Genomic DNA, 21,824 nt, shown 5'->3' with positions numbered 1-21,824 from the left:
CCTGTGTTTGCGTCAGTCGGCAATGTCGTAACCGTCGTCTTTCATAAGGTTCAGCGCCTGCGGGCTGCGTAAAAAATCCAGCCATTGGCGGGCAACAGGTTTGTCTTTGCCATGACTAAGCAAAACCGCTTGCTGGTCGATGGGTGCGTACATCTGTTGAGGTACCACCCACAGTGTGCCATTACTGTTTTGCCAGGCATTCACCTGAGACAGCGCCACAAAGCCTGCCTGGGCATTGCTGGTGGCCACAAACTGAAAGGTTTGTGCGATTGAGTCACCGCGCACCAGACGCGGTTGCAGGGCATCCCACAGGCTCAGGTTTTTTAACACCTGCTGCGCGGCCAGTCCATAAGGCGCGGTTTTCGGATTGGCGATGGCCAGTCGTTTGAAGTCAGCGCTGGCCAGCCAGCTTGCGGGGTCGCTGAACACGTTGGTCTCCGGGCTCCATAGCGCCAGTTTGCCGCGGGCGTAGGTAAAACGGCTACCGCTAACGGCGCTGCCGCTGTTTTCGAGCATTTCTGGGCGCGCACTGTCTGCGGCCTGAAACACGTCAAAGGGCGCGCCGTTTTCTATTTGGGCGAAGAGCTTACCGGTGGAACCATAACTGGCGGCAACTGAGTGACCGGTGGTTTCTTCAAACAAGGCAATAAGGTCACGGGTGGTGTCAGTAAAGTTAGCGGCAACCGCAATGCGTAAAGGTTCAGCACCGGCCAGGCTGGCCATAAAAAACAGCAGTGCAGCGGCAATGAAGCGTGAAATCAGGCGATTAAAGGTAAACATGCAGTGAGTCTCTGTATTCTGGTGGATAAAACAAGCTGCGCATCGGGTTTGGCTCACGCGGGCCCGGTGGTGCCGTTCGTTGAGCATGACAGTTCGACGCTTTTTCGAAGCGCTTGCACCAACACGCCGGACGCCAATTAAGAGCGTGTCACAACGGACGGCTTGCTGCAGGGTGGCAAATGGGTTGTGGAGGATTTGGGAGGCAGAGACCTTGTCGACAACTCGCATATCGGCATCTACTACTCGAATGGTTTGTCCGCCCGCGTTGATGAGTTAGGAAGACTACTTTGTGACGCTGCTTATGAATGTAAACCAAGCGCGCTTTGGTGATCACGGCGAGCTATTGTTGGGCGCCCCTGCGGGCGAAACCATCCGCGCTTTCCCGTCTGCACCCAAGCCATAGCTCTGATAAATACGCTTGAGTTCACCTGTGGCCCGCAGGTGGCGCACGCCATCGCTGAGAATTCGAGCCAGCGCCTGCGCATGGGGATGAGCCGGCGCAAAGGCGGCATAAACGGGCGCAGCGTATATGTTGCCAGAACTTCGAAGTTTTGGCAGGTCAGGCCTTTTACGCAGGGTCCAGGCCATCACTTGGCGATCTTCAAACAACAGGTTGGCGCGCTTTTGACCAATCAGCGTAATGGCCCGGGTTAGGGGCTGCTCTCCCGAAAGTTCCCAAACAAGATCCTGCTGGTGGCGGTTGTTATTAATATACTGAGAGATGCCCGGAGCGTAAAAATAATCGGAAATGACCAGCAATGTCCGGTTTTCCAGTGATTTCAGGCCCTCATACGTCCAGTGGCTGTCTGGGTGAGCAAAAAACATTGTTTCCGAGTAGCCCAGTGCTTCTTCCGGGAATAAAAAATCGCTGGCGTCGCCGGCAAAAACCCCAATAATGCCATCCACACGGTGGCTCCGCGCCTGTTGCAAAGCCCGCTCCCAGCTCATATTGACGTAGTTTACGGATATATCCTGAAGAGCGAAGGCCTGGCGGAGAATGTCCACCATATACCCTTCTACGGTTGAACCGGCCTCGCAGTTGTGGGGGCACCAGGGATCTGCGGCGAGCACGACCTGACCGGGCAGAGGGGTCAGCTCATCCGCATTTGAAGACTGGGCAACCGCCATGAATAACAGCAAAAATGCCAGCAAGGGGAGATAGGGATCGTGGGGCCGGGGTCGACTGTTCATATCAGCTGGGCCAAGATGCGAATTTTGTTTCTAGCGTGTGTTTGGCTTGCTGTCGTTATTCGACTACGCTTGACGAAGTCGTAGCGTCCCGCCAACGTTTACAGGTTATTAGCAACGTTATTATATTTTGGAGTCCGCCTCAATGATAAAAATCTACGAAACAAAAACCGCACCCAACCCACGGCGTGTGCGTATGTTCATGGCGGAAAAGGGCCTGCTGGACGTCGCTGAATTTGTCGAAATTGATCTGCAAAAAGGCGAAAACCTGACGCCCGAATTTGCCGCCCGTAATCCGTTCAAGAAAGTGCCGGTAATGGAATTGGGCGATGGCACGGCGGTGGCCGAAACGATGGCGATTTGCCGTTATTTTGAAGAAAGCTACCCCGATTCGCCCACATTATTGGGTGACACGGCGTTGGAGAAAACACGGATTGAGCAGTGGCTGCGCTGGATAGATTTTTACTTTTTTATGCCCACGGGCATGTGCTTCCAGCACACCAGCGGTTATTTCAGTGATCGCATGAATCCGATTCAAGAATGGGGCGAAGACTGTGGCAAGGCAGTGGTTTCGTTCATGGCTTTTCTGGATGAGCACTTGGCAGGTAAAGACTTCATTTGCTGCGATCGTTTTACGGCTGCGGATATCAATGCGTTTGCCACCGTTGCCTTTGCGCGGGTGGTGAATATTCGTATCGCGGCAGAACACCAGAACCTGCAGGCCTGGTTTGACCGCATCAAGTCACGACCTTCGGCGAAGGTTTAGGCTTGCTATAAAGTAGCCGGTATTGAGTCCGGGGCGCCAGCGCCGGGTTCGACACTCGCCGCGCGGTTGCGACCGCCCTCCTTGGCCAGGTATAGAGCACTGTCGGCGCGCATTATAGTGGTGTCGATGTGCTCGCCGTCGTGGTAGCAGGTGACCCCGAAGCTGATGGTTTGCTTGATGCTGTGCCCGGCGGCTGTCATAGGCGTTTCCCCTACAGCGCAGCGCAGCTTTTCTGCGACCGCCAGGGCACTGTCCAGTTCGGTGTCTGGCAAAACCACAAGCAGCTCCTCACCTCCCCAGCGGCACACGATGTCGCCGGCACGCACATGATCTTGCAGGCGGTTTGCGGTTTCGATCAGTACTTCATCGCCCACATTATGGCCGTAGCTGTCGTTAACCCGCTTGAATTTGTCCAGATCACCCAATATCAGGCTGAACGGATGCCCGTGGCGGGCATAACGAGTGACCAATTGCTCAAGTGATGTATGAATAGCGTGGCGGTTGAGCAGTCCGGTTAGCTGATCGGTCAACGCCAGGCTTTTGAGCTGTTGCCGGGTTAGAAACTCGGAGCGCCGCAGCTGGCTGAGGGAACAGCTGACCACCATGCCCACAAAAATCATCACCAACGGGTCAAACAGAAACGGTAGAAGCTGTTTGAATTCCAGATCTACAATGACAAGGGCAGCAAAGAACAGCATCAACGGGAGTACAAACAACGTCCACCACTGCTCCAGACCGCGAACCGAGAGCATGGACACACCAAAAAAACCGATCATCAAGACATTGGACATCTGGTACAAAGTATCAGGGCTGTAAAGTGCGTGGGCTACAAACAGCGACAGTGACAGGCCCATCACCGATAGCGCGATAACGCGCAGCAACAAGCCCGGGTCTACCTGGGGCTTTTTCGTGTAGTGGACAAACAACGTAAACAGAGCCACCAGCATTACCGGCGCCCGCAGCAAGGTTTCGATGATGTGAATATTGCCGTCGATGCCCCGCTGATTTTGGTTAACCTGATAAATCACGAGAATGACTGTTATTAACCAACCGGCGACCAGTGCGATCTGTTTCTCAACCTGGCACAGGAAGTCTTCATAAGTGGATTGCCACTTCGGAGGTATGGACGTGCGGTGAAAGATCACGACAGTTCATCCTTGTGAACAGCGTTCACTGGCGTATATATATTTATGATAGTTAACCAAATGTCTGCCGGTTACAACCTCAACCATTAAATTGTGGTTGAACTGTATTCGTTAAATACGCTGCGTTAGCGAACACTGTGAAAAAGATTATGCAAACAGTTCCTGCAGCTTGGCTCCCGGGTCAGGGGCGCGCATGAATGACTCGCCGATTAGAAAACCATAAATGCCGCGGCCGGTCATGGTTTCGACGTCGGTGCGGGTCATAATCCCGCTTTCGGTGATGACGAGTCGCTCGGGACCAATCAGCTGGTGCAGGTTAAAGGTGGTTTCCAGTGATACCTCAAAGCTGTGCAGGTCGCGGTTGTTGATGCCTACAAGCGGGGTGCTGAGGGTGAGGGCGTCGTCCAATTCTTCGCTATTGTGAACTTCTACCAGCACGTCGAGGCCTGTTTCGTAGGCAATGCCTTCGAGTTCCTGCATCTGGCCTCTGGTCAGGCAGGCCGCAATAAGCAGTATGCAATCGGCACCAATGCTGCGGGATTCATAGATCTGGTAGGGCGATACCATAAAATCTTTACGGATAACGGGTAGGCTGCAGGCGTTGCGGGCGGCCACCATGAAGTCTTCGTGGCCCTGGAAGAAGTCGTGGTCGGTGAGTACGGATAGGCAAGTAGCGCCGCCTTTTTCATAGCTTTCGGCGACCTGCGCCGGCTCGAAGGGGTCGCGCAGTATGCCTTTGCTGGGCGACGCTTTTTTAATTTCGGCAATAACCGCAGGTTTTGAGGCTTCTATGCGCTGGCGCAGAGCTTTGGCAAAGCCGCGGGTGCCGGGTTGGTCGCCGGCGCGTGCTTTTAGGTCCGCCAGGCTGGAGGTGCGCTGGCGCTGTTCAATTTCCTGCCATTTCCTGTCGACGATTTTGCGCAGGATGGTGGGGGTTTTGTCGTTCTGTGTGTTCATTTTTTTTGCTTCCGTATTTGCGCTGATCTGCTGTTCATGTTGCTCAAAAGCACTGGGAGAACGTCGCCAGTTCGCTCAGCTTACCCTTGGCCCGACCGGAGCCGAGGGCGTCCAGGGCCAGCTGTACGCCTTCTTTAGCGGTGGCTGCCAGACCCGCAATATAAATCGCAGCGCCGGCGTTCAGGGCGATCATGTCGCGGGCTTTCTCAGCGCTTTCGTTGCGGTCGCGGCCAAAGGCGGCTTTGATCAGGGTCAAGGATTCTTCGGCGGTATTGACGGTCAAACCAGACAGGGTTTGGCTTTTTATGCCCAGGTCTTCCGGCGTTATTTCATATTCAAAGATTTCACCGTTTTTAAGCTCGGCCACGTGGGTGCTGCTGGCCAGGCTGATTTCGTCCAGGCCGTCTTTTGAGGCCACCACCATGATGTGTTCAGAGCCGAGTTTTTGCAGCACTTCGGCCATGGGGCGGCACAGAGTTTTGCTGAAAACACCCACCAACTGGCGTTTTACACCGGCGGGGTTGGTCATCGGGCCGAGGATGTTAAACAGAGTGCGGCAGCCCAGCTCTTTGCGCGGGCCTATGGCGTGTTTCATGGCGCCGTGGTGGGCCGGGGCGAACATAAAGCCAACGCCGACCTGTTCAACGCAGCGGGCGACCTGTTCCGGTGTTAAATTCAGGTTGATTCCGGCCTGTTCGATGAGATCGGCGCTGCCACTTTTTGAAGACACCGCACGGTTGCCGTGTTTGGCTACAAAGCCGCCGGCTGCAGCCACGACAAAGGCGGCCGCGGAAGAGACGTTGAACAGGTTGGCGCCGTCGCCGCCGGTGCCAACTATGTCGACCAACGGTTCGGCGTTAACGTTTACAGCGGACACCAGTTCGCGCATGACTTCTACCGCGCCGGTAATTTCATCCACGGTTTCGCTCTTTATGCGCAGGCCCATCAGCAGAGCGCCAATCTGGGCGTTGGTGGCTTCGCCGTTCATGACAATGCGCATCACCTGTTTCATTTCGTCACGGGACATGTCGAGACTTTCAGCGATCCGGTTCAGTGCGTCTTTCATATCCATTACGTCAGCCTTTTTGTTCGGTTCGCAGGAAATTGCGCAGCAGTTCGTGGCCCTGTTCACTCATGATGGATTCAGGGTGAAACTGGACGCCTTCCACGGCCAGGGTTTTGTGGCGCACACCCATGATTTCTTCCACGCTGCCGTCGTTGTTGCGAGTCCAGGCGGTCACGTCCAGGCACTCCGGCAGGGTGCCCTGTTCAATCACCAGGCTGTGGTAGCGGGTGGCCTGCAGCGGGTTGTTCAGGCCGCGGAATACGCCTTTGCTGTGATGGTAAACCGGAGACACTTTGCCGTGCATGACTCGGCCGGCCCGAATCACTTGGCCGCCGAACACCTGGCCGATAGCCTGGTGGCCAAGGCAGATGCCCAATATGGGAATTTTGCCGGCGAAATGACGGATAACGTCCATAGAGATGCCGGCTTCGCTGGGGGTACAGGGGCCGGGGGAAATCACCAGCCGTTCCGGGTTTAGCGCTTCAATCTGCTTCACGGTGATTTCGTCGTTGCGATGCACCTGCACATCGGCGCCCAGCTCGGCCAGGTACTGCACCACGTTGTAGGTGAAGGAGTCATAGTTGTCGATCATTAAAAGCATAATTTGTCCCTCGCCTTAGTGGTCAAAGTCGTTGTAGGTCATGGCGACGGCGCGGAAAATGGCGCGGCCTTTGTTCATGGTTTCTTTCCATTCCAGGCGTGGTACAGAATCTGCGACTATACCGGCGCCGGCCTGTATGTGCAGGGTGTTGTCTTTGATCACCGCGGTGCGGATGGCGATGGCGGTGTCCATATTGCCGTTGAACGACAAATAGCCCACGGCGCCGCCATACACGCCGCGTTTGACCGGCTCCAGCTCGTCAATGATTTCCATGGCACGGGTTTTTGGTGCGCCGCTTAATGTGCCGGCAGGCAGAGTGGCTTTTAGGACATCAAGGCAGCTGATGCCGTCTTTTACCTGGCCGGTGACGTTCGATACGATGTGCATTACATGGGAGTAGCGCTCAACCGCCATTTTCTCGGTCAGTCTTACGGTGCCGGTTTCCGATACCCGGCCCGCGTCGTTGCGGCCCAAGTCAATCAGCATCAGGTGCTCGGCAATTTCTTTTGGGTCAGCCAGCAGTTCGGCTTCCAGGGCGCGGTCTTCAGCTTCGGTCGCGCCGCGTTTGCGGGTGCCGGCGATGGGCCGCACGGTCACTTCGCGGTCTTCCATTCGCGCCAGAATTTCCGGTGACGAACCCACAATGTGAAAATCGTCCAGGTCCAGAAAGTACATGTACGGCGAGGGATTCATTATTCGCAGCGAGCGGTACAGATTCAGCGGCGGCGCCTCAAACGGAATCGACATGCGTTGGGAAATGACGGTTTGCATCACGTCGCCATCCAGTACGTAGTCCTTGATGGTGTCCACGGCGGCTTCGAATTTTTCTTGGCTGAAGCCGGACACGAACTCGCTTTCATCCACGGTTTTGCCGCGCAGATGAGCCGGGGTTTTTGGTGTTTGAGCGGTGTTTTGGCGTAACTGCTTTTCCAGTTGATCCAGGCGCTTCTGGGCCTGTTCAAAGGCGCCTTCGTTGGCCGGGTTTACGTGAACAATCAGATGCAGTTTGCCGCGCAGGTTGTCGAACACCACCAGTTCGTTAGACACCATTAGCAGGATGTCCGGTGTGCCAATGCGGTCTGGCGGGCAGCTGCTGGCCAAACGCTTTTCAATGTAGCGAACGGTATCGTAGCCAAAATAGCCCACCAAGCCACCGTTGAAACGCGGCAGTTCAACCAGATCAGGGGCGTGGAAACGTTCCTGATAGCTGGCGATGAAGGCCAGTGGGTCTTTTACTTCGCTGCTTTCTACCAGCTCGCCATGGCGACGGATTTCGATACGGTGATCGAAGACTTTCAGCACTTCCTGGCTGGGCAGGCCGATGATCGAATAACGGCCCCATTTTTCTCCACCCTGAACGGATTCAAACAGGTAGGAATAGGGCCCGCTAGCCAGTTTTAGATAGGTGCTTAACGGGGTGTCCATATCCGCCAGTACTTCACGGTACACGGGGATACGGTTGTAGCCGGCTTGTGCCAGCTCGCGGAAATTTTCGGGGGTCATGATCGGGCTTCCTATATTCTGCGAGGTTATAAAAGCTCGCTCAGGGAATCAACCACGGCATTGGCTCCCAGCGCCTGCACGGGGTTGCCAAAGTTGTAGCCGTAAGTAACGGCCACGCACGAAATGCCCGCGGCTTTGGCTGCTTGCACATCAGCGGCCGAGTCGCCGACCATTACCGTCGTGGCTGGCCGGCCGTTTAGTTTTTCCATGGCGTACAGCAAAGGTTCCGGATTGGGCTTTTTACTGGCCAGAGTGTCGCCCCCTATGATCAGCTGGAAATAACCGTCGAGTTTCAGCTGCTTTAACAGGGGTGCAACAAACTGCTCGGGTTTGTTGGTGACGATTGCCATCGGGCAGTTCATTTGCTGCAATCGATTCAGGCATTCCAATACGCCTGAGTACACCTTGGCATGCTGGCCGTTGGCTATTTCATAGTGCTGAAAGAACAGCGTCATAGCCTCCTCGAATAGGGCTTCATCGGCAGCATTAGCTGGCTGCCAGTCGGCTTTTCCTGCCAGCGCGCGGCGGATCAGAATGGCGGCGCCGTGGCCTACCCACTGGTGCACCTGATCAATGCCGGCAGGTGGGCGATCCAGCCGTTCCAGGGTTTGGTCAACGGCAGCGGCCAAGTCCAGCGCGCTATCAACCAGGGTGCCATCCAGATCAAACAGGGCGGCGGCTGGCCAGTGTGTGTTAAAAAGACCTTTCAGAGTCATGGCAGGTTCCGTTCAAAAGCCCAGAGTTTTACTGGCGTGTTCAAGTTCGGCGCGTATGGCGTCAATGGTGGCCTTGTAATCATCGGTATTGAAAATGGCTGAACCGGCAACAAAAGTATCGGCACCCGCTTCGGCAATTTCGCGAATATTGCCTGTTTTAACTCCGCCATCTATTTCAAGGCGGATATTGTAATCGCTGGCGTCTATACGCTTACGCGCTTCGCGCAGTTTATCCAGGGTGCCGGGGATGAACTTCTGGCCGCCAAAACCAGGGTTTACCGACATCATCAGAACCATGTCGAGCTTGTCCATCACATAGTCCATGTACTGGAGCGACGTTGCAGGATTAAACACCAGCCCGGCTTTGCAGCCGCCATCGCGGATCAGCTGCAAAGAACGGTCAACGTGCTGGGACGCTTCCGGGTGGAAAGTAATATAGCTGGCGCCTGCATCTATGAACTTGCGAATCAGGTCGTCCACTGGAGACACCATAAGATGTACGTCAATGGGCGCGGTAACGCCGTGTTTGCGCAGTGCCTCGCAGACCATTGGGCCGATGGTCAGGTTGGGCACGTAATGATTGTCCATAACATCAAAATGCACCACGTCGGCACCGGCGGCCAATACGTTGTCCACTTCCTCGCCCAAACGGGCAAAATCGGCAGAAAGGATGGAGGGTGCGATCAGGTACGGATTCATGGTTCGCCTCTGGCTGTCGGCCGGAACGGTTCCGGCATTTCGGTATGGTTGGTGCTGGGCACGGCTGCGACTGCTAGTCTATCAGTTCACAAGAGTTTTTCGCAGCGAGATAGCGCAATGGGTGGCAATGTAAGTGATGGATAAAAGTTTGTTGTTGAACGCCGGCCTGCGGTCCGTTGGGTGCAGTTTCAGGCTTCAGGCAATACTGTTGTCATTTACCGGGTTGTTGGTCATGTCTGCTCCGTCTTTGACTCAGGCGCAAGATGAGCCTGCCGCTGCGGTTCAGACCGGTGATGATGTCGCCGCTGCTGATGAGGTAGCGGAGCCAAATTCTAATCCCGACGACAAAGCGGCGCAGCTAGCTGGCGACAGGCCACAACGGGCCAGCGTGGTAACCGGCCAGGGCACCATGGCACTGCAGCAGCAGTGGCCTCAGTCTGCGTTGTGGCTAGAGGTCGATGGCGCCGACGGCACGCCAACTTCTGTGCTGTCGCTGGTTTTCACACCACTGAAAAATGCAGCAACCATTGGTGTTGTGGTATTGGCAGATGAAGGCCATAACGCAGGTGAAGGATTTGTGACCGCCTTTGCCGGAAGCCTGGCTGACAGGGGGCTGGCAGCTCTTACGCTAGGCCTGAGGGCGCCGACGGGTGGGTTGAAACAGGTGATGGAGCGCGAACTGCCGCTATCTGAAGTATCGCCTGCTGTGTCAACTGCAGATGAAGGCCAGCAACCCCAGCCGGTGGCGGCCGGGGTTGCTGAAACGTCCTCAAACCCAGATCCAGACCCTATGCTGATTGACGTAATGGCGGGTACCGAATTGTCTGAGGCGGAGGTGCAGTATCGCCAGGAAGTGGCTGCGCAGTTACGAGCGGCCGTTGGCTATCTGAAACGCGAAGGTTACCCGAAAGTGGTGATTGTGGGCGTTGGCCGGGGCGCCAATTTTGCCACTGCGCTGCCAGAATTGGCCGGCAGCGCAGGTTTGGTTTGGCTATTGCCCAAGTTTTATCCTCGTGACCTTGACGTGTTGGCAGAACGTTTTACCGAAACTCCCCGCTTACGTGTGCTAGATGTGCAGGCTGCGCGGGGTAACCGGTCGCAGAGCGCAATGCAGCGCACGACCGTTATGAACCAGGTTGGGGTTGCGCAGTACCAGCGCCAGCGAGTAATGGTGCAAGAGCCGGTGCAAGCGCAGCAAGGTGACGCTTTGGCCAGCCGCCTGGCGGCGTGGATAAAAGCGGACAACAAGCCGGCTATGGATTAGCAGATTGCTTGGCGTGAAGCGCTGCGGCCGAACGAGCTAAGGCATCAGCACTACGATGGCTTGTGGCGTTGTTTAATGAACTCCCAGGCTTGCTGATAGCGCAGCAGGCGTTCTTTTGCAGCCGCCAGTTCGGTGTGGGTAAGTTGTTGCTGGGCGAGTTTGTCCGGATGTATTGAAGAAACTTTGCGGCGCCAAATACGTTTGGCCTCTTGTAGAGAATCGTGGCGAGTAATGCCCAGAATCTCGCAGGCGTCTTGGTAGCTTTTCGGTGCTGGGGGTAGGGTCGTCGCTGGCGGCCACGTCTGGGCGGCGTAATGGTCTAAGATGTCATCGCTTACGCCTACCGGCAGGCCACTCTGCACTATGGCGTCTTCACAGCGGTAACGTCGCGCCTGTGATGGCCGGCCATGCAGTTGTGCGCTGTGGCACAGGCAAATGGCCAACATCACAGCCCGCTGTGCCAATAGGGGCGTAACCATGGTTAGCCACCAAGCCCTCAACGGCCCAAGTTGACCCCTGGTTTTGCCTTGAGTGAACCAGTGAACGGCGCGTTTACGCTGGCGCTGATTCAGGCTTAATGCGGCCATCAGCGCCTCGGCGTAGTGAATGTCTGCCTTACCGATTGTGCCTTCTGCCTTGGCAATATAGCCGAGGAAAAAGAACAGATAGCGCTGACCAAAAAGTGGCAGCCGCTGCTGCTTAAGCAGTTCTGCAGCCTGATTCTGGCAATGTGTAAGTCGCGGAAGGAGATAGCGCAGGGCGTTATCGAGTCGCCGTGATGCCGGGCGTCTTTTTATCATCGGAAACCTCGAAACCCTCGAGAACTTGGCGCGCGCAGTTGCTGGTCAAGCCAGCTGAGGCGTTCCGGTGTACCTACGTCCAGCCATTGACCGTCATGATAAACGCCTTTCACTCGGTTTGCCGCGGCGGCTTGCTGCAATAATGGCCCGAGTTTGCCGGATTGGTCTGTTAACCCTGTAAACAGACGGCGGTTAAGCAGGCTAACGCCGGTAAATGTAAGCTTGGGCAAGGTTTCATTACAGCTGATACGGCCATCTGGCTTTAGTGCAAAGTCCCCTTTCGGGTTGTGTGCGGGGTTGTCGGTGAGAACCAGCAACGCGTCGGCATTGCCGGGTGGTTTTAACCCGCGCAAATCGAAGTCGCACCAGATGTCGCCGTTAATCACCACGAACCAGTCGTCGCCGGCGTCGGTCAGCATGGGCAGTGCGCGGACAATGCCACCGGCGGTTTCCAGCGGTTCGCCTTCGCGCGAATAACTCAGCTTCAAGCCAAAGGCGTCGCCCTTGCCCAACGCCTTTGCAATCTGCTCGCCCAGCCAGGCCAAGTTGATAATAACGTCGTTAAAACCGCTGCGCGCAAGGCGCTGCAGATGGTAGTGAATCAGCGGTTGGCCGCCGGCTTGCAGCAGTGGTTTTGGTGTGTGCAGGGTCAGAGGACGCATGCGCTCGCCTTTGCCCGCGGCCAGAATCATGGCTTTCATGGCTGGTGCGCGCCGGGCACTGGGCCCAAAGTGACTTCTACCGCCGGCACCACAGTGTTCAACAACCAGTCATGGAAGGGGCGCAAAGCCGGCTGGCGGCCGCTCGCACTGGACAGATACCCAAGGGTGCGGGGAATGTCATTGAGGTAGTCCGGCTTGCCATCGCGCAGCGCCAGGCGGGCAAAAATACCCGCGGCTTTCAGGTGGCGTTGCATGCCCATCAGTTCGAACCATTGGCGGAAGGTGGCAGCATCAGCGCTGTGCAAGCCGGCGCTCAGGCTGCTCTGGCGATAGCTTTCCATCCAGTTCTGAACTCGCTCGTCAGGCCATTGCACGTAGCAGTCCTTCAGTAGTGATACCAAGTCATAGGTGACAGGCCCCATGACCGCATCTTGAAAATCAATGACGCCGGGGCGATCGTCGCCGCCCGTTACCAGCAGATTGCGGGAGTGGTAGTCACGGTGAACTGGCACCGTTGGCTGTGCACTGGCACTTTCCCGTAACAGGGTAAATGTGTTGCTCAGCATGGCAAGATCGCTGTCGTTCAGCTCTAGCCCTAGTTGGCGCTGTAGCAGCCAGTCGCGGAACAGTGCCATTTCCCTATCCAGTAAATCGTTGCTATAGGGCGCCAGCGGATCGTCAGGGTTGTTGGGCAGTTGTTGAATGCGCAGGAGTTCTGCCAGTGCGTTGCCGTAAAGTTTGTCTGTGTTAGCCGTGTTGAGCTGACCCAGCAACAGGCAATCGCCAAAATCCTCGATCAGAAGAAGGCCCTGGGCCAGATCTTGCTGCACAATGGCGGGCACTTTAACGCCCTGACTACGCCAATGTTGAGCTAGGGTAACAAAAGGCAGGCAGTCTTCGTGCTCGGGTGGTGCGTCCATCACAATAAACGCCTGATTGACTTGCGCTCCGTGTGCCCTTGCCACCCCCCGCGCCTCTCGCCAATCAGCGCTGCGCCATACTCGAAAATAACGCCTGAAACTGGCATCGCCGGCTACAGGCGCCACGACGGTGTTTGCAAAGCCGGGGAATTGACTGACCCAGCGGGTCAGCAGTTGCAGACGGTGGTCCATGGCGCGCGGGTTTCCTTAAAGGGTACAAAGCCGGTACCCGCAGCTTGGATGCGGGCTTCTGGAGCACTAAACTACGAAGATCCGCGGTTGGAGTAAAGCTTGCTGCAACGGCGACCGTAAGAAAGTTAAGCTCGCCCGGAGGGGGTTTCCGTTAACAAGCCGGGGGGCGCCGTGTAAACTGTTGGACCTTTCACCCACTGACCATAGGATAACGGCCACCGTGTTATTGCGTAATCACCCACGGCAGCATTTTTTTGGCCGCTTGCCGCGCTCGCTGGTCTGTCTGCTGAGCGGCGGGATCTTGGGTTGTGGCGGCTTGGCTGCGGCAGCACAACTGGCGCCATCGGCGGCTGAAATAGACTGGCGGCTGCGCGAGCAACTGCCTGTCAGCGCCCAAGCGCGCCTGCCGTCTTTTTGCGAGGGTGGTTATTTACCGGGCGGGAGCACTGTTGAAGGCAGTGATGCGATGGTGTCGCTGCAAAGCGGTGGCGGGCAGCCACTGCAGGCCAGCGGCCTGACGGCGCGCTATGAAATCGACAGTGAATTGTACCTGCAGGGCGACGTGACGCTGCGCCAGGGAGGCTTTCAGGTGTCTGGCACCGAGGCTCGATATCGCCAAGCAGAGGGCCAAGTGGCCATCACCGGTCCTTTGACAAGCCGCGGTGAAGGTTTTTTGCTGACAGGTGATTCCGCTAATTACAACGTCGAAAGCGGTCGCTTAGACATCAATACCGCGACCTTTTTGCTGCACGGGCCGGAGATGCGCGGCCAGGCACAGAGCCTGGCCCGAATCGGCGATAACGAAGTTCTCATCAGCCAGGGTCTGCTAACGACTTGTGGCCCGCAGCAGAACGACTGGGCGCTGGTAGCGCAGGAGATCCGGTTGGATCAGGCAAAAGGTTTTGGCACTGCCAAACATTTACGTCTGGAAGTATTGGATGTGCCGGTGTTTTATTGGCCGTGGGTTAGTTTTCCTATCGATGACCGTCGCAAGAGCGGGTTTTTGTATCCGGGATTCGGTACTTCTAACGCTGGCGGAGGTGGTTTTGTGGCGCTGCCTTATTACCTGAACCTGGCGCCCAACTACGATGCCACCATTACGCCTCAAGTCATTGGTGGTCGCGGTCTGTTTACCGAAGCGGAAGGTCGCTATTTGAGTAGCTATGGCGAAACCTCGTTGCAGCTGGGCTATATCGATAACGATACGTTTTACCGCGATGAAAATCCGGGCGAAAATGGCCAGCGCTGGGCGCTGGATGCCACCACCGAAGCGGCCTTGGGCCAAGGCTGGACGGGGTACGGCGATTTTTCAGTGGTCAGTGATGACGATTACCTGAGCGACCTGAATCGCAGCCTGGATATCAGCCAGGCGACTCATCTTCAGCGTCGCAGTGGCGTGCGCTATCAGGATGCCAGCCAGTACTTTGACGCGTATCTGAACGATTATCAGACCGTGGCGAAGCGCATCGCCGACGTGAACCGACCTTACGCCCAGTTACCGGAGGTTCTGTATTCGGCCCTGACGGATGCCGGCGCCTTGGAGTTGGGCGTTGAAAGTCAGTACACCTATTTCCACCGCGACAACGACAACCTGAGCGGCCTGGATCGAGCCAATGGCCAGCGCTTTCGCCTGGTACCAGAACTGGCTTTGCCGATGCGCGCACTTTGGGGTTACAGTCGGCCTTCCTTCAGTGTGGACTACACCCGTTATCAACTGGAAGACTACACCTTGGGTGGCGGTAATCTTGAACGCACGGTGCCGGTGGTTCAGTGGGATAACGGTTTGTATTTCGATCGCCAGGGCAGCTTGTTTGATATACCTTTTAACCAGACTCTGGAGCCGCGGCTTTATTACGCTTGGGCCGACGCCGACGCTGACCAGAATGACATCCCTGATTTTGACACTGATTTGAAGTCTTTCCGCTTTGATCAACTGTTTCAGCGCAACCGCTTTACCGGTGGCGACCGGGTAGGCGACACCAATCAGTTAACGGTGGCACTGACGAGCCGTTTTAACGATCTGCAGACCGGTGCCGAACGCGCTCGCTTTAGTCTGGGCCAGATCCAGTATTTTGAAGATCGAGACGTCAGTCTATTTGGCGCGGGCGCGGAAGACCGCAGCCGATCGCCGATGGCAGCTGAAGTGGTGCTGAGCCCGCTGGATACTCTGGAAATTCGCAGTTCTCTGCTGTGGGATCCGGACGCCAACCAAACCGAGGAAGGCCGCAGCCAGTTAACCTTCCATTCTCGCGATTACCGCTATCTGGCCAGCGTGGGCCACACCTACAGCAAAGGTACTGCCGCGGCGACCCAACTGGAACAGGCCGATGTGGGGGTGGTGTTTCCGGTTAGCAAACGCCTGAGCCTGATTGGGCGTTGGGTGCACGACACCGATCTGGACCGTACCGTGGGTTCGCTGGCGGGAGTGGAATACAATAATTGTTGCTGGAGTCTGCAGCTGGTACACCAGAATTACTTTACCGACGATCAAGAACTGGACAGCCGTATACTGTTCCAGATACAGCTTAAAGGCCTGGGGGGCACCGGCGGCGCCTCTACCAGCATTGCCGACGCCATTTATGGTTTTGATGAGCGCGAACGCCGCCGCTTTAGTGCGCCGTAACACAATTTTGGAGCTCTTAAACGCTATGCCACTGTTTAACAATGAGGTGACTATGAAGGCGACCTTTCGCCACTGTGTAACATCCCTGATGCTGGTGTTGGCATTGCTACCGCTGGCGGCTCAGGCCGAGCGCCAACTGCTGGACCAAGTGGTTGCGATTGTCGATGACGACGTGATTCTGGCCACCGAGCTGGATGCCCGCATCAACACCATTGTTACCCGGCTGCAAGCCCAGGAAACCACCTTGCCGCCGCGCAGTTTGCTTCAGGAGCGGGTGCTGGATCAGCTGATTACCGAATCGGTGCAGCTGCAGATGGCGGGCAAAATGGGCATGCGTATCAGCGATAACGAACTGAACGAAACCATGGGCAGCATTGCCGGCCGCAATGGCATGAGCCTGGAGCAGTTCGAACAGCAGTTGGCCAGCGAAGGCGTCAGCTACCGTGATGCCCGCGAGCAGATCCGCAATGAACTGCTCACCAGCCGGGTTCAGCAGCGCCAGGTAGGCAGCCGTATTCGGGTAACAGACCGCGAAGTGGAAAATTATCAGCAGGCGCAGCAAGCCGGCGGTGGCAACACCGCCGAGTATCGCCTGGCTTACATCTTTATCGAAACCGAGGACCCAAGCAGCGATGCGTCGGTTCAAGCCGCTCGCAGCAAGGCAGAGACACTGCGCCAGCAGATTGTGGAAGGCCGGGATTTTCGCGCGGTTGCGGTAGCAGAATCGGATGCCAGCAACGCCCTCGAGGGCGGTGACATGGGCTGGCGCGTTGAAAGCCAATTGCCGTCTCTGGTGGCTCCGGTCGTGCCAGACCTGATGGTGGGCCAGCCGTCTGACGTACTACAGAATAGCAGCGGTTTTCACCTGGTGATGGTGATGGAGCAGCGCGGTGGCGAACAGCAGAAACTGGTTCAGCAAAACCGGGTAAGGCATATTCTGGTGCAGCCGTCTGACGCGATCACCGAGGCCGAAGCCGAGGACAAGGTCCGCGATCTTTTTGAAAAATTGCAGAACGGCGCTGATTTCGCCGAGCTGGCCAAGGCCGAGTCTGACGACACAGTATCGGGTTCTGACGGTGGTAACCTGGGTTGGGTAAATCCCGGGCAGATGGTGCCAGAATTTGAACAGGCTATGCAAACCGCCACCGTGGGGCAGATTGAAGGCCCCGTGCGTTCCCAGTTCGGTTGGCATCTTTTGCAGGTGCAAGAGCGTCGGCAGAAAGACATGAGCGACGAATTTCGTGAATCTGAAACCCGCCAGACCCTGTACCAGCGTAAGTTTGAAAATGAACTGCAGAACTGGTTGCGGGAAATTCGTGATGAGGCTTTTGTTGAGTTCAAGCCGGGGCATGCCGAAAGCAGTAACACTGAGGCTGCCAACATAGATGAAAACGCATCATGAGTGAGCGGATTACCCTGGCCCTGACCGCGGGGGAACCCGCCGGCATTGGGCCTGAATTGTGCCTGCAACTGGCCGGTCAGGAACGGCGGGTAGGCATTGTTGCGGTGGCCAGCCAGCCGTTGCTGGAAGCCCGTGCCCGCTTGCTGGGGCTAAGCGTTCAAATCATAGCGTGGCAGCCCGGAATGGTCGCTAGCACTGCCGCCGGCGAGTTGTCGGTATTGCACGTTAACGGTTGTATTAGTGATCAGGCTGGCCAGCTGGATACCGGCAACAGCCAATATGTGCTGGATACCCTGACGTGCGCTGCTGAAGGTTGCCTGAACGGCAGTTTTGACGGCATGGTGACCGCACCGGTGCATAAGGGGGTGATTAACGACGCAGGCATCGCCTTTATTGGTCACACCGAGTTCCTGCAGGAGTTGTGTGGTGTTGAACGGGTGGTCATGATGTTGGCCACCGACGAATTGCGGGTGGCGTTGGTCACCACCCACTTGCCCCTTAAAGACGTGTCGGCGGCCATAACCCCCGAACGTTTGAGCCAGGTGGTGCGGATTCTGAACGCCGATCTGAAAACCTTTTTCAATATTGCCCAGCCGCGCATTCTGGTGGCCGGACTGAACCCCCATGCCGGTGAAGGCGGGCATTTGGGGCGGGAAGAAATCGAAGTGATTGAACCCACGCTGGCGCGGTTGCGCGCCGAAGGTATAGGTCTGACCGGTCCACTACCCGCAGATACTCTATTTACGCCGCACTGGCTTGATAACGCCGACGTCGCACTGGCGATGTTTCACGATCAAGGCCTGCCGGTGTTGAAATTTCAGGGTTTTGGTCGCGCGGTGAATATCACCCTCGGCTTGCCCATTGTGCGCACTTCGGTAGACCATGGCACCGCGCTGGATTTGGCTGGCACCGGCAAAGCCGATGGTGGCAGCCTGTTAACAGCCATTCGCGTGGGTGAACAAATGGCCCGTGGTTTGCGCGCCAATCAGATAAAGAGAGAAATACCGTGAGCAGACAACCCGGCCATCAGGCCCGCAAACGCTTTGGCCAGAACTTCCTGCACGACCCCGGTGTTATCGAGCGTATTGTCCGCTCTATTGCCCCCAAGCCCGATCAGTCTATTGTTGAAATCGGCCCCGGCCTGGGCGCCATCACTGAAGAAATTCTGGCGGTGAATCCACGCCTGCAGGTGGTGGAGCTGGATCGCGATTTGATACCAATATTGCGCACCAAATTCTTTAACTATCCGGAATTTCGCATCCACCAGGCTGACGCGCTGAAGTTCGATTTTAACGAACTGGTGGGCGAACAGCCGCTGCGGATTATTGGCAATCTGCCCTATAACATCTCAACTCCACTGATTTTTCACTTGCTGGCCCACAGTGGCGTGGTTAAGGACATGCACTTCATGCTGCAAAAAGAAGTGGTGCAGCGTATGGCGGCGATTCCGGGCGACAACAATTATGGCCGTTTGGGCATCATGACCCAGTATTTCTGCAAAGTGCAGCCACTGTTTGAAGTTGGGCCGGATGCCTTCCGCCCTGCACCAAAAGTGGACTCGTTCATTGTCCGGCTGGTGCCTTACGTCACCTTACCGCACCCGGCTAAAGACCTGGGTACGCTGCAGGCGGTGGTGCGCAGTGCGTTTAACGCCCGTCGTAAAACCCTGCGCAAGGCCCTTGGCGGTTTTGTGACCGCCGCCGAGCTCCAGCAGTTAGGCATCAATGACGGCCTGCGCCCGGAAAATCTCGGTCTGGCGGACTATGTCGCCATCGCTGACTATCTGGTAACACGCGTACCAAGTGCTGACATCGAGGCGCCTGGAGCTGGCAATGAGTGACCGTCTATGAGTGAGTATGCCATTGGTGACATTCAAGGGTGTTACGACGCTTTGCAGCAGGTGTTAGACAAGGTCGGATTCTCGCCGTCGCGGGACCGTTTGTGGGTAGCGGGAGATTTAATCAACCGCGGTCCGGAGTCTCTGAAAACACTGCGTTATATTGCCAACCTGGGCACCAGCGCCGAGGTGGTTTTAGGCAATCATGACTTGCACCTGCTAGCAGTCGCGATGGCAGACCACAAGACAAAGCGTAAAGACACTCTCGACAGCATTTTAACGGCGCCCGATCGCGATCAGCTTCTGGATTGGCTGCGCCAGCAGAAACTTTGCGTTTATGACCCCAAGCGTGATCTGTTTATGGCTCACGCCGGGCTGCCTCATATCTGGACGGTGGCGCAGGCCGGTACCCACGCTCGCGAAGTAGAACAGGTGATCCGTGGCCCGCAAGCCGCTGAATATTTTGCCGGCATGTACGGCAATCAGCCCGCAGCCTGGCACTCTGGCCTGAGTGGCATGGACCGCTGGCGGGTGATCACCAATTACTTTACCCGCATGCGCTTTATCTCACCTGATGGCGCTTTGGAACTGACGGCCAAAGAATCGGTGGACACCGCACCGGCGGGATTTGCGCCCTGGTTTGACTACGCCCGCGACGACAGCACCCGCGTTGTGTTCGGCCACTGGGCCGCGCTGGAGGGCCATACCGGTCACAAACGCTTTATCGGTCTGGATACCGGCTGTGTCTGGGGCGGAGCACTGACCTTGATGGACCTGGATAGCGAGGAGATCACCTGCTGTGACTGCTAAGCATGCTGAGTCGGGACTGGCTGGCCAAACTGCGGCTCGTCCAGCGTTGATGATCTGGGCTTTGGTAACCGGTGCCTTACTGGCACTGACTGCGGTGATGGCGGGTGCTTTTGGTGCCCACGGCCTGCGTAATGTGGTCGATGCTCGCGGCTTGGAAGTGTTTGAGATGGCTGCGACTTACCAGATGTATCATGCCTTGGGACTTATTCTGGTGGCTGCATTGGCCGGCTTTGGCGTGTCACGTAAGCTGCTGACGGCGGCGGCGGCTTTCATGCTCGCTGGTGTGGTTCTGTTCAGCGGCAGTTTGTATGCGCTGGCACTGTTTCAAACCAAGGGTATTGGTCTTATTACGCCGATTGGCGGCTTATGTTTCATGATTGGCTGGTCGCTGCTTGCGTTGGCGGCACTCACATGTAAAGCGCATTCAAAACAGATTGAATAAGGTAACGGCTATGAAGTTAACAGTGAACGGCGAGCCAATGGCGCTGCCAGCTGGCGCTACCGTGGGTGCCTTAATCGAGCATCTGGGCTTGGTGGGCAAACGCCTGGCGATTGAATTGAACGAAGACATAGTGCCGCTCAGCCAGCACGCAGATACGGCATTGGCTGAGGGCGATCAGATAGAAGTGGTACGCGCCATTGGTGGCGGTTAATAACCCGACGCATTCCGCAAAACCTCTCGCACAGACAGCCACAGCTTGGGCGAGCTAATCAGTATATCTTTGCCCCATAAGTCCGCCGGTTGATTTTCGGGTACCTCGCCGAAGTGTCCGGCATGGGCGCCGGCCTCTATGGCTATCAGCCTTGCGGCGGCAAAATCCCAGGGGCTGACATTTTCGTAGTACACGTCTAACCGGCCGCAGGCCACCCAGCATATATCCAGAGCGGCAGAACCCATTCGGCGCAAATCACGGCATTGGTGAATCATCGCATCCAACCGCTTTAACAGCGGTTCTAGCGCGTCTTTTGTGTAAGGGAAACCGGTGGCAAACAGCGCCTGGCGTAGTTCGCTGGCGTTGCTGTGGCGGATCGCCTGGCCGTTTAAGGTTGCCCCATCACCGCGGGTAGCGCGGAAGGTTTCACCTTTGCCGTTCTGGCCGGCGAAGGGTGCGTGCACAATGCCTGCCTGTACTTGGCCGCGCTCGGCGTAGGCGATGGAAACGGCTACTTGTGGGTGGCCGTAGGCGTAGTTCACGGTGCCATCGATCGGGTCAATCACCCACAGCGGCGTATCGATGTGCTCGGCCTGAGTCAGGTCGGGCATGGTTTCTTCCGACAGAATGCGATGTTCCGGAAAGCGTTTACGGATGGCACCGGTAATAAACTCATCCGCCATTATATCAGCGTGGGTCACCAGCTCGGTTTGCTGTTTGTAATCGGTACGCAGGGTATTGTGATCGCGCTCGTGGCGAATTAGCTCTCCGGCTTCGAGGGCCAGGGCTTGGGCAAAATCGGTGATTTCGTGCAGGGAAACAGAATCAGACATGGCGCCTCCTGGCCGTTGAAACAGATGAGCGCATTTAATTAGCATGTTGTCTGTGGGTCGCCCCGCGCACATCAAGGTTTTTCGCAAAGCGGTGCTCAGATCCGGTGTGGTTCCAGCTCCGTGTGAACAATCTTCCGCCCCAGCATAATAATGCGGCCGCTATAACGTTCTTCGCCGGTGGTGGTGAAGTCAAACATGAAGCGCCGCCAAACCCGCAGCTGTCCGCCGCTGTCGCGTTTTACCCACACGCCGCGCAGATATACAACGTCATCCAGCAGCATCACATCCATGGTTTTGCAGTAGCGCTTGGCCGCAACCAGCACGCCATCTTTGATGGCCTTGGCCCGCCACCAATACCAGGTAGCAAAGCCAAGAACAAACAGCCAAAACAGATTGAGCAGCGTCAA

Annotated in this window: 23 protein-coding genes; 9 read left to right on the top strand and 14 right to left on the bottom strand. The window is 56.5% G+C overall.

What is annotated here, in order from left to right; genetic code table 11:
* Positions 1-12: 12 nt before the first annotated feature.
* Positions 13-780 carry a molybdate ABC transporter substrate-binding protein gene (modA, locus tag ABA45_RS16630; protein ID WP_048388020.1) on the bottom strand — a complete coding sequence of 256 codons (768 nt, stop codon included), beginning with the start codon at positions 778-780 and terminating at the stop codon, positions 13-15.
* A 330-nt stretch (positions 781-1,110) separates the two neighbouring features.
* On the bottom strand, positions 1,111-1,971 hold the full coding sequence (locus ABA45_RS16625; RefSeq protein WP_048388017.1) for a substrate-binding periplasmic protein: 861 nt from the start codon (positions 1,969-1,971) through the stop codon (positions 1,111-1,113).
* 142 nt (positions 1,972-2,113) lie between these two features.
* Between ABA45_RS16625 and ABA45_RS16620 the strand changes: the two genes are divergently transcribed.
* Complete coding sequence (locus ABA45_RS16620; RefSeq protein WP_084708377.1) at positions 2,114-2,734, top strand: glutathione S-transferase family protein; 621 nt, start codon at positions 2,114-2,116, stop codon at positions 2,732-2,734.
* A 5-nt stretch (positions 2,735-2,739) separates the two neighbouring features.
* Here ABA45_RS16620 and ABA45_RS16615 read toward each other — a convergent pair whose 3' ends face one another.
* From ABA45_RS16615 to rpe, 7 genes are all read right to left on the bottom strand, one after another.
* A complete protein-coding gene (locus ABA45_RS16615; RefSeq protein ID WP_048388014.1) occupies positions 2,740-3,879 on the bottom strand; it encodes a GGDEF domain-containing protein in 1,140 nt (379 codons plus the stop codon).
* A 147-nt stretch (positions 3,880-4,026) separates the two neighbouring features.
* Positions 4,027-4,836, bottom strand: a complete 810-nt coding sequence (gene trpC, locus ABA45_RS16610; RefSeq protein ID WP_048388012.1) for an indole-3-glycerol phosphate synthase TrpC — start codon at positions 4,834-4,836, stop codon at positions 4,027-4,029.
* 43 nt (positions 4,837-4,879) lie between these two features.
* Positions 4,880-5,908 carry an anthranilate phosphoribosyltransferase gene (trpD, locus tag ABA45_RS16605; RefSeq protein WP_048388010.1) on the bottom strand — a complete coding sequence of 343 codons (1,029 nt, stop codon included), beginning with the start codon at positions 5,906-5,908 and terminating at the stop codon, positions 4,880-4,882.
* A 4-nt stretch (positions 5,909-5,912) separates the two neighbouring features.
* On the bottom strand, positions 5,913-6,503 hold the full coding sequence (locus ABA45_RS16600) for an aminodeoxychorismate/anthranilate synthase component II (protein WP_048388008.1): 591 nt from the start codon (positions 6,501-6,503) through the stop codon (positions 5,913-5,915).
* A gap of 15 nt (positions 6,504-6,518) precedes the next feature.
* Positions 6,519-8,006 carry an anthranilate synthase component I gene (gene trpE / locus ABA45_RS16595; RefSeq protein ID WP_048388005.1) on the bottom strand — a complete coding sequence of 496 codons (1,488 nt, stop codon included), beginning with the start codon at positions 8,004-8,006 and terminating at the stop codon, positions 6,519-6,521.
* 26 nt (positions 8,007-8,032) lie between these two features.
* On the bottom strand, positions 8,033-8,722 hold the full coding sequence (locus ABA45_RS16590) for a phosphoglycolate phosphatase (RefSeq protein ID WP_048388003.1): 690 nt from the start codon (positions 8,720-8,722) through the stop codon (positions 8,033-8,035).
* 12 nt (positions 8,723-8,734) lie between these two features.
* Complete coding sequence (gene rpe, locus ABA45_RS16585) at positions 8,735-9,421, bottom strand: ribulose-phosphate 3-epimerase (protein WP_014872812.1); 687 nt, start codon at positions 9,419-9,421, stop codon at positions 8,735-8,737.
* Positions 9,422-9,653: 232 nt separating this feature from the next.
* Here rpe and ABA45_RS16580 point away from each other — a divergent pair, with 232 nt between their 5' ends.
* Positions 9,654-10,685: a DUF3530 family protein gene (locus ABA45_RS16580; RefSeq protein WP_227506068.1), complete on the top strand. Its 1,032-nt coding sequence runs from the start codon at positions 9,654-9,656 to the stop codon at positions 10,683-10,685.
* A gap of 50 nt (positions 10,686-10,735) precedes the next feature.
* Here the strand turns inward: ABA45_RS16580 and ABA45_RS16575 are convergent, their stop codons facing one another.
* The 3 genes from ABA45_RS16575 to ABA45_RS16565 are packed head-to-tail and all read right to left on the bottom strand — an operon-like array spanning position 10,736 to position 13,259.
* Positions 10,736-11,485, bottom strand: a complete 750-nt coding sequence (locus tag ABA45_RS16575) for a co-chaperone DjlA (protein WP_048387999.1) — start codon at positions 11,483-11,485, stop codon at positions 10,736-10,738.
* Entirely contained in the window at positions 11,482-12,186 is a 705-nt protein-coding gene (gene murU, locus ABA45_RS16570) for an N-acetylmuramate alpha-1-phosphate uridylyltransferase MurU (protein WP_048387998.1), read from the bottom strand. Before murU ends, ABA45_RS16575 begins: the two co-directional genes overlap by 4 nt.
* The gene (locus ABA45_RS16565; RefSeq protein WP_048387996.1) at positions 12,183-13,259 is read right to left on the bottom strand and encodes an aminoglycoside phosphotransferase family protein; all 1,077 of its coding nucleotides are present in this window, start codon (positions 13,257-13,259) and stop codon (positions 12,183-12,185) included. The genes murU and ABA45_RS16565 overlap by 4 nt, the downstream gene beginning before the upstream one ends.
* Positions 13,260-13,479: 220 nt before the next feature.
* On the opposite strand from ABA45_RS16565, the gene ABA45_RS16560 reads away from it, so the two are divergent.
* From ABA45_RS16560 to thiS, 7 genes are read left to right on the top strand one after another with little or no spacing between them, the layout of a single operon-like run.
* A complete protein-coding gene (locus ABA45_RS16560) occupies positions 13,480-15,882 on the top strand; it encodes an LPS-assembly protein LptD (protein WP_048387994.1) in 2,403 nt (800 codons plus the stop codon).
* 52 nt (positions 15,883-15,934) lie between these two features.
* Positions 15,935-17,284 (top strand): peptidylprolyl isomerase, encoded by a 1,350-nt coding sequence (locus tag ABA45_RS16555; protein WP_048389195.1) that lies wholly within the window; start codon positions 15,935-15,937, stop codon positions 17,282-17,284.
* Positions 17,281-18,294 (top strand): 4-hydroxythreonine-4-phosphate dehydrogenase PdxA, encoded by a 1,014-nt coding sequence (pdxA, locus tag ABA45_RS16550; RefSeq protein ID WP_048387991.1) that lies wholly within the window; start codon positions 17,281-17,283, stop codon positions 18,292-18,294. The genes ABA45_RS16555 and pdxA overlap by 4 nt, the downstream gene beginning before the upstream one ends.
* The gene (gene rsmA / locus ABA45_RS16545) at positions 18,291-19,124 is read left to right on the top strand and encodes a 16S rRNA (adenine(1518)-N(6)/adenine(1519)-N(6))-dimethyltransferase RsmA (protein ID WP_048387989.1); all 834 of its coding nucleotides are present in this window, start codon (positions 18,291-18,293) and stop codon (positions 19,122-19,124) included. Before pdxA ends, rsmA begins: the two co-directional genes overlap by 4 nt.
* Before the next feature lie 6 nt (positions 19,125-19,130).
* Positions 19,131-19,931: a symmetrical bis(5'-nucleosyl)-tetraphosphatase gene (locus ABA45_RS16540; RefSeq protein ID WP_048387987.1), complete on the top strand. Its 801-nt coding sequence runs from the start codon at positions 19,131-19,133 to the stop codon at positions 19,929-19,931.
* A complete protein-coding gene (locus ABA45_RS16535) occupies positions 19,921-20,373 on the top strand; it encodes a DUF423 domain-containing protein (RefSeq protein ID WP_084708376.1) in 453 nt (150 codons plus the stop codon). Before ABA45_RS16540 ends, ABA45_RS16535 begins: the two co-directional genes overlap by 11 nt.
* 10 nt (positions 20,374-20,383) lie before the next feature.
* Positions 20,384-20,584: a sulfur carrier protein ThiS gene (gene thiS / locus ABA45_RS16530; RefSeq protein WP_014872801.1), complete on the top strand. Its 201-nt coding sequence runs from the start codon at positions 20,384-20,386 to the stop codon at positions 20,582-20,584.
* Here thiS and ABA45_RS16525 read toward each other — a convergent pair.
* The gene (locus tag ABA45_RS16525) at positions 20,581-21,417 is read right to left on the bottom strand and encodes an inositol monophosphatase family protein (RefSeq protein ID WP_048387984.1); all 837 of its coding nucleotides are present in this window, start codon (positions 21,415-21,417) and stop codon (positions 20,581-20,583) included. The genes thiS and ABA45_RS16525 overlap by 4 nt on opposite strands.
* Before the next feature lie 95 nt (positions 21,418-21,512).
* Positions 21,513-21,824, bottom strand: a complete 312-nt coding sequence (locus tag ABA45_RS16520; RefSeq protein WP_048387981.1) for a DUF3301 domain-containing protein — start codon at positions 21,822-21,824, stop codon at positions 21,513-21,515.

Source organism: Marinobacter psychrophilus (genome assembly GCF_001043175.1).
GTDB classification, from domain to species: domain Bacteria; phylum Pseudomonadota; class Gammaproteobacteria; order Pseudomonadales; family Oleiphilaceae; genus Marinobacter; species Marinobacter psychrophilus.
Note: the sequence above shows the minus strand (reverse complement) of the source record. Positions and strands in the feature narration are given on the sequence as shown.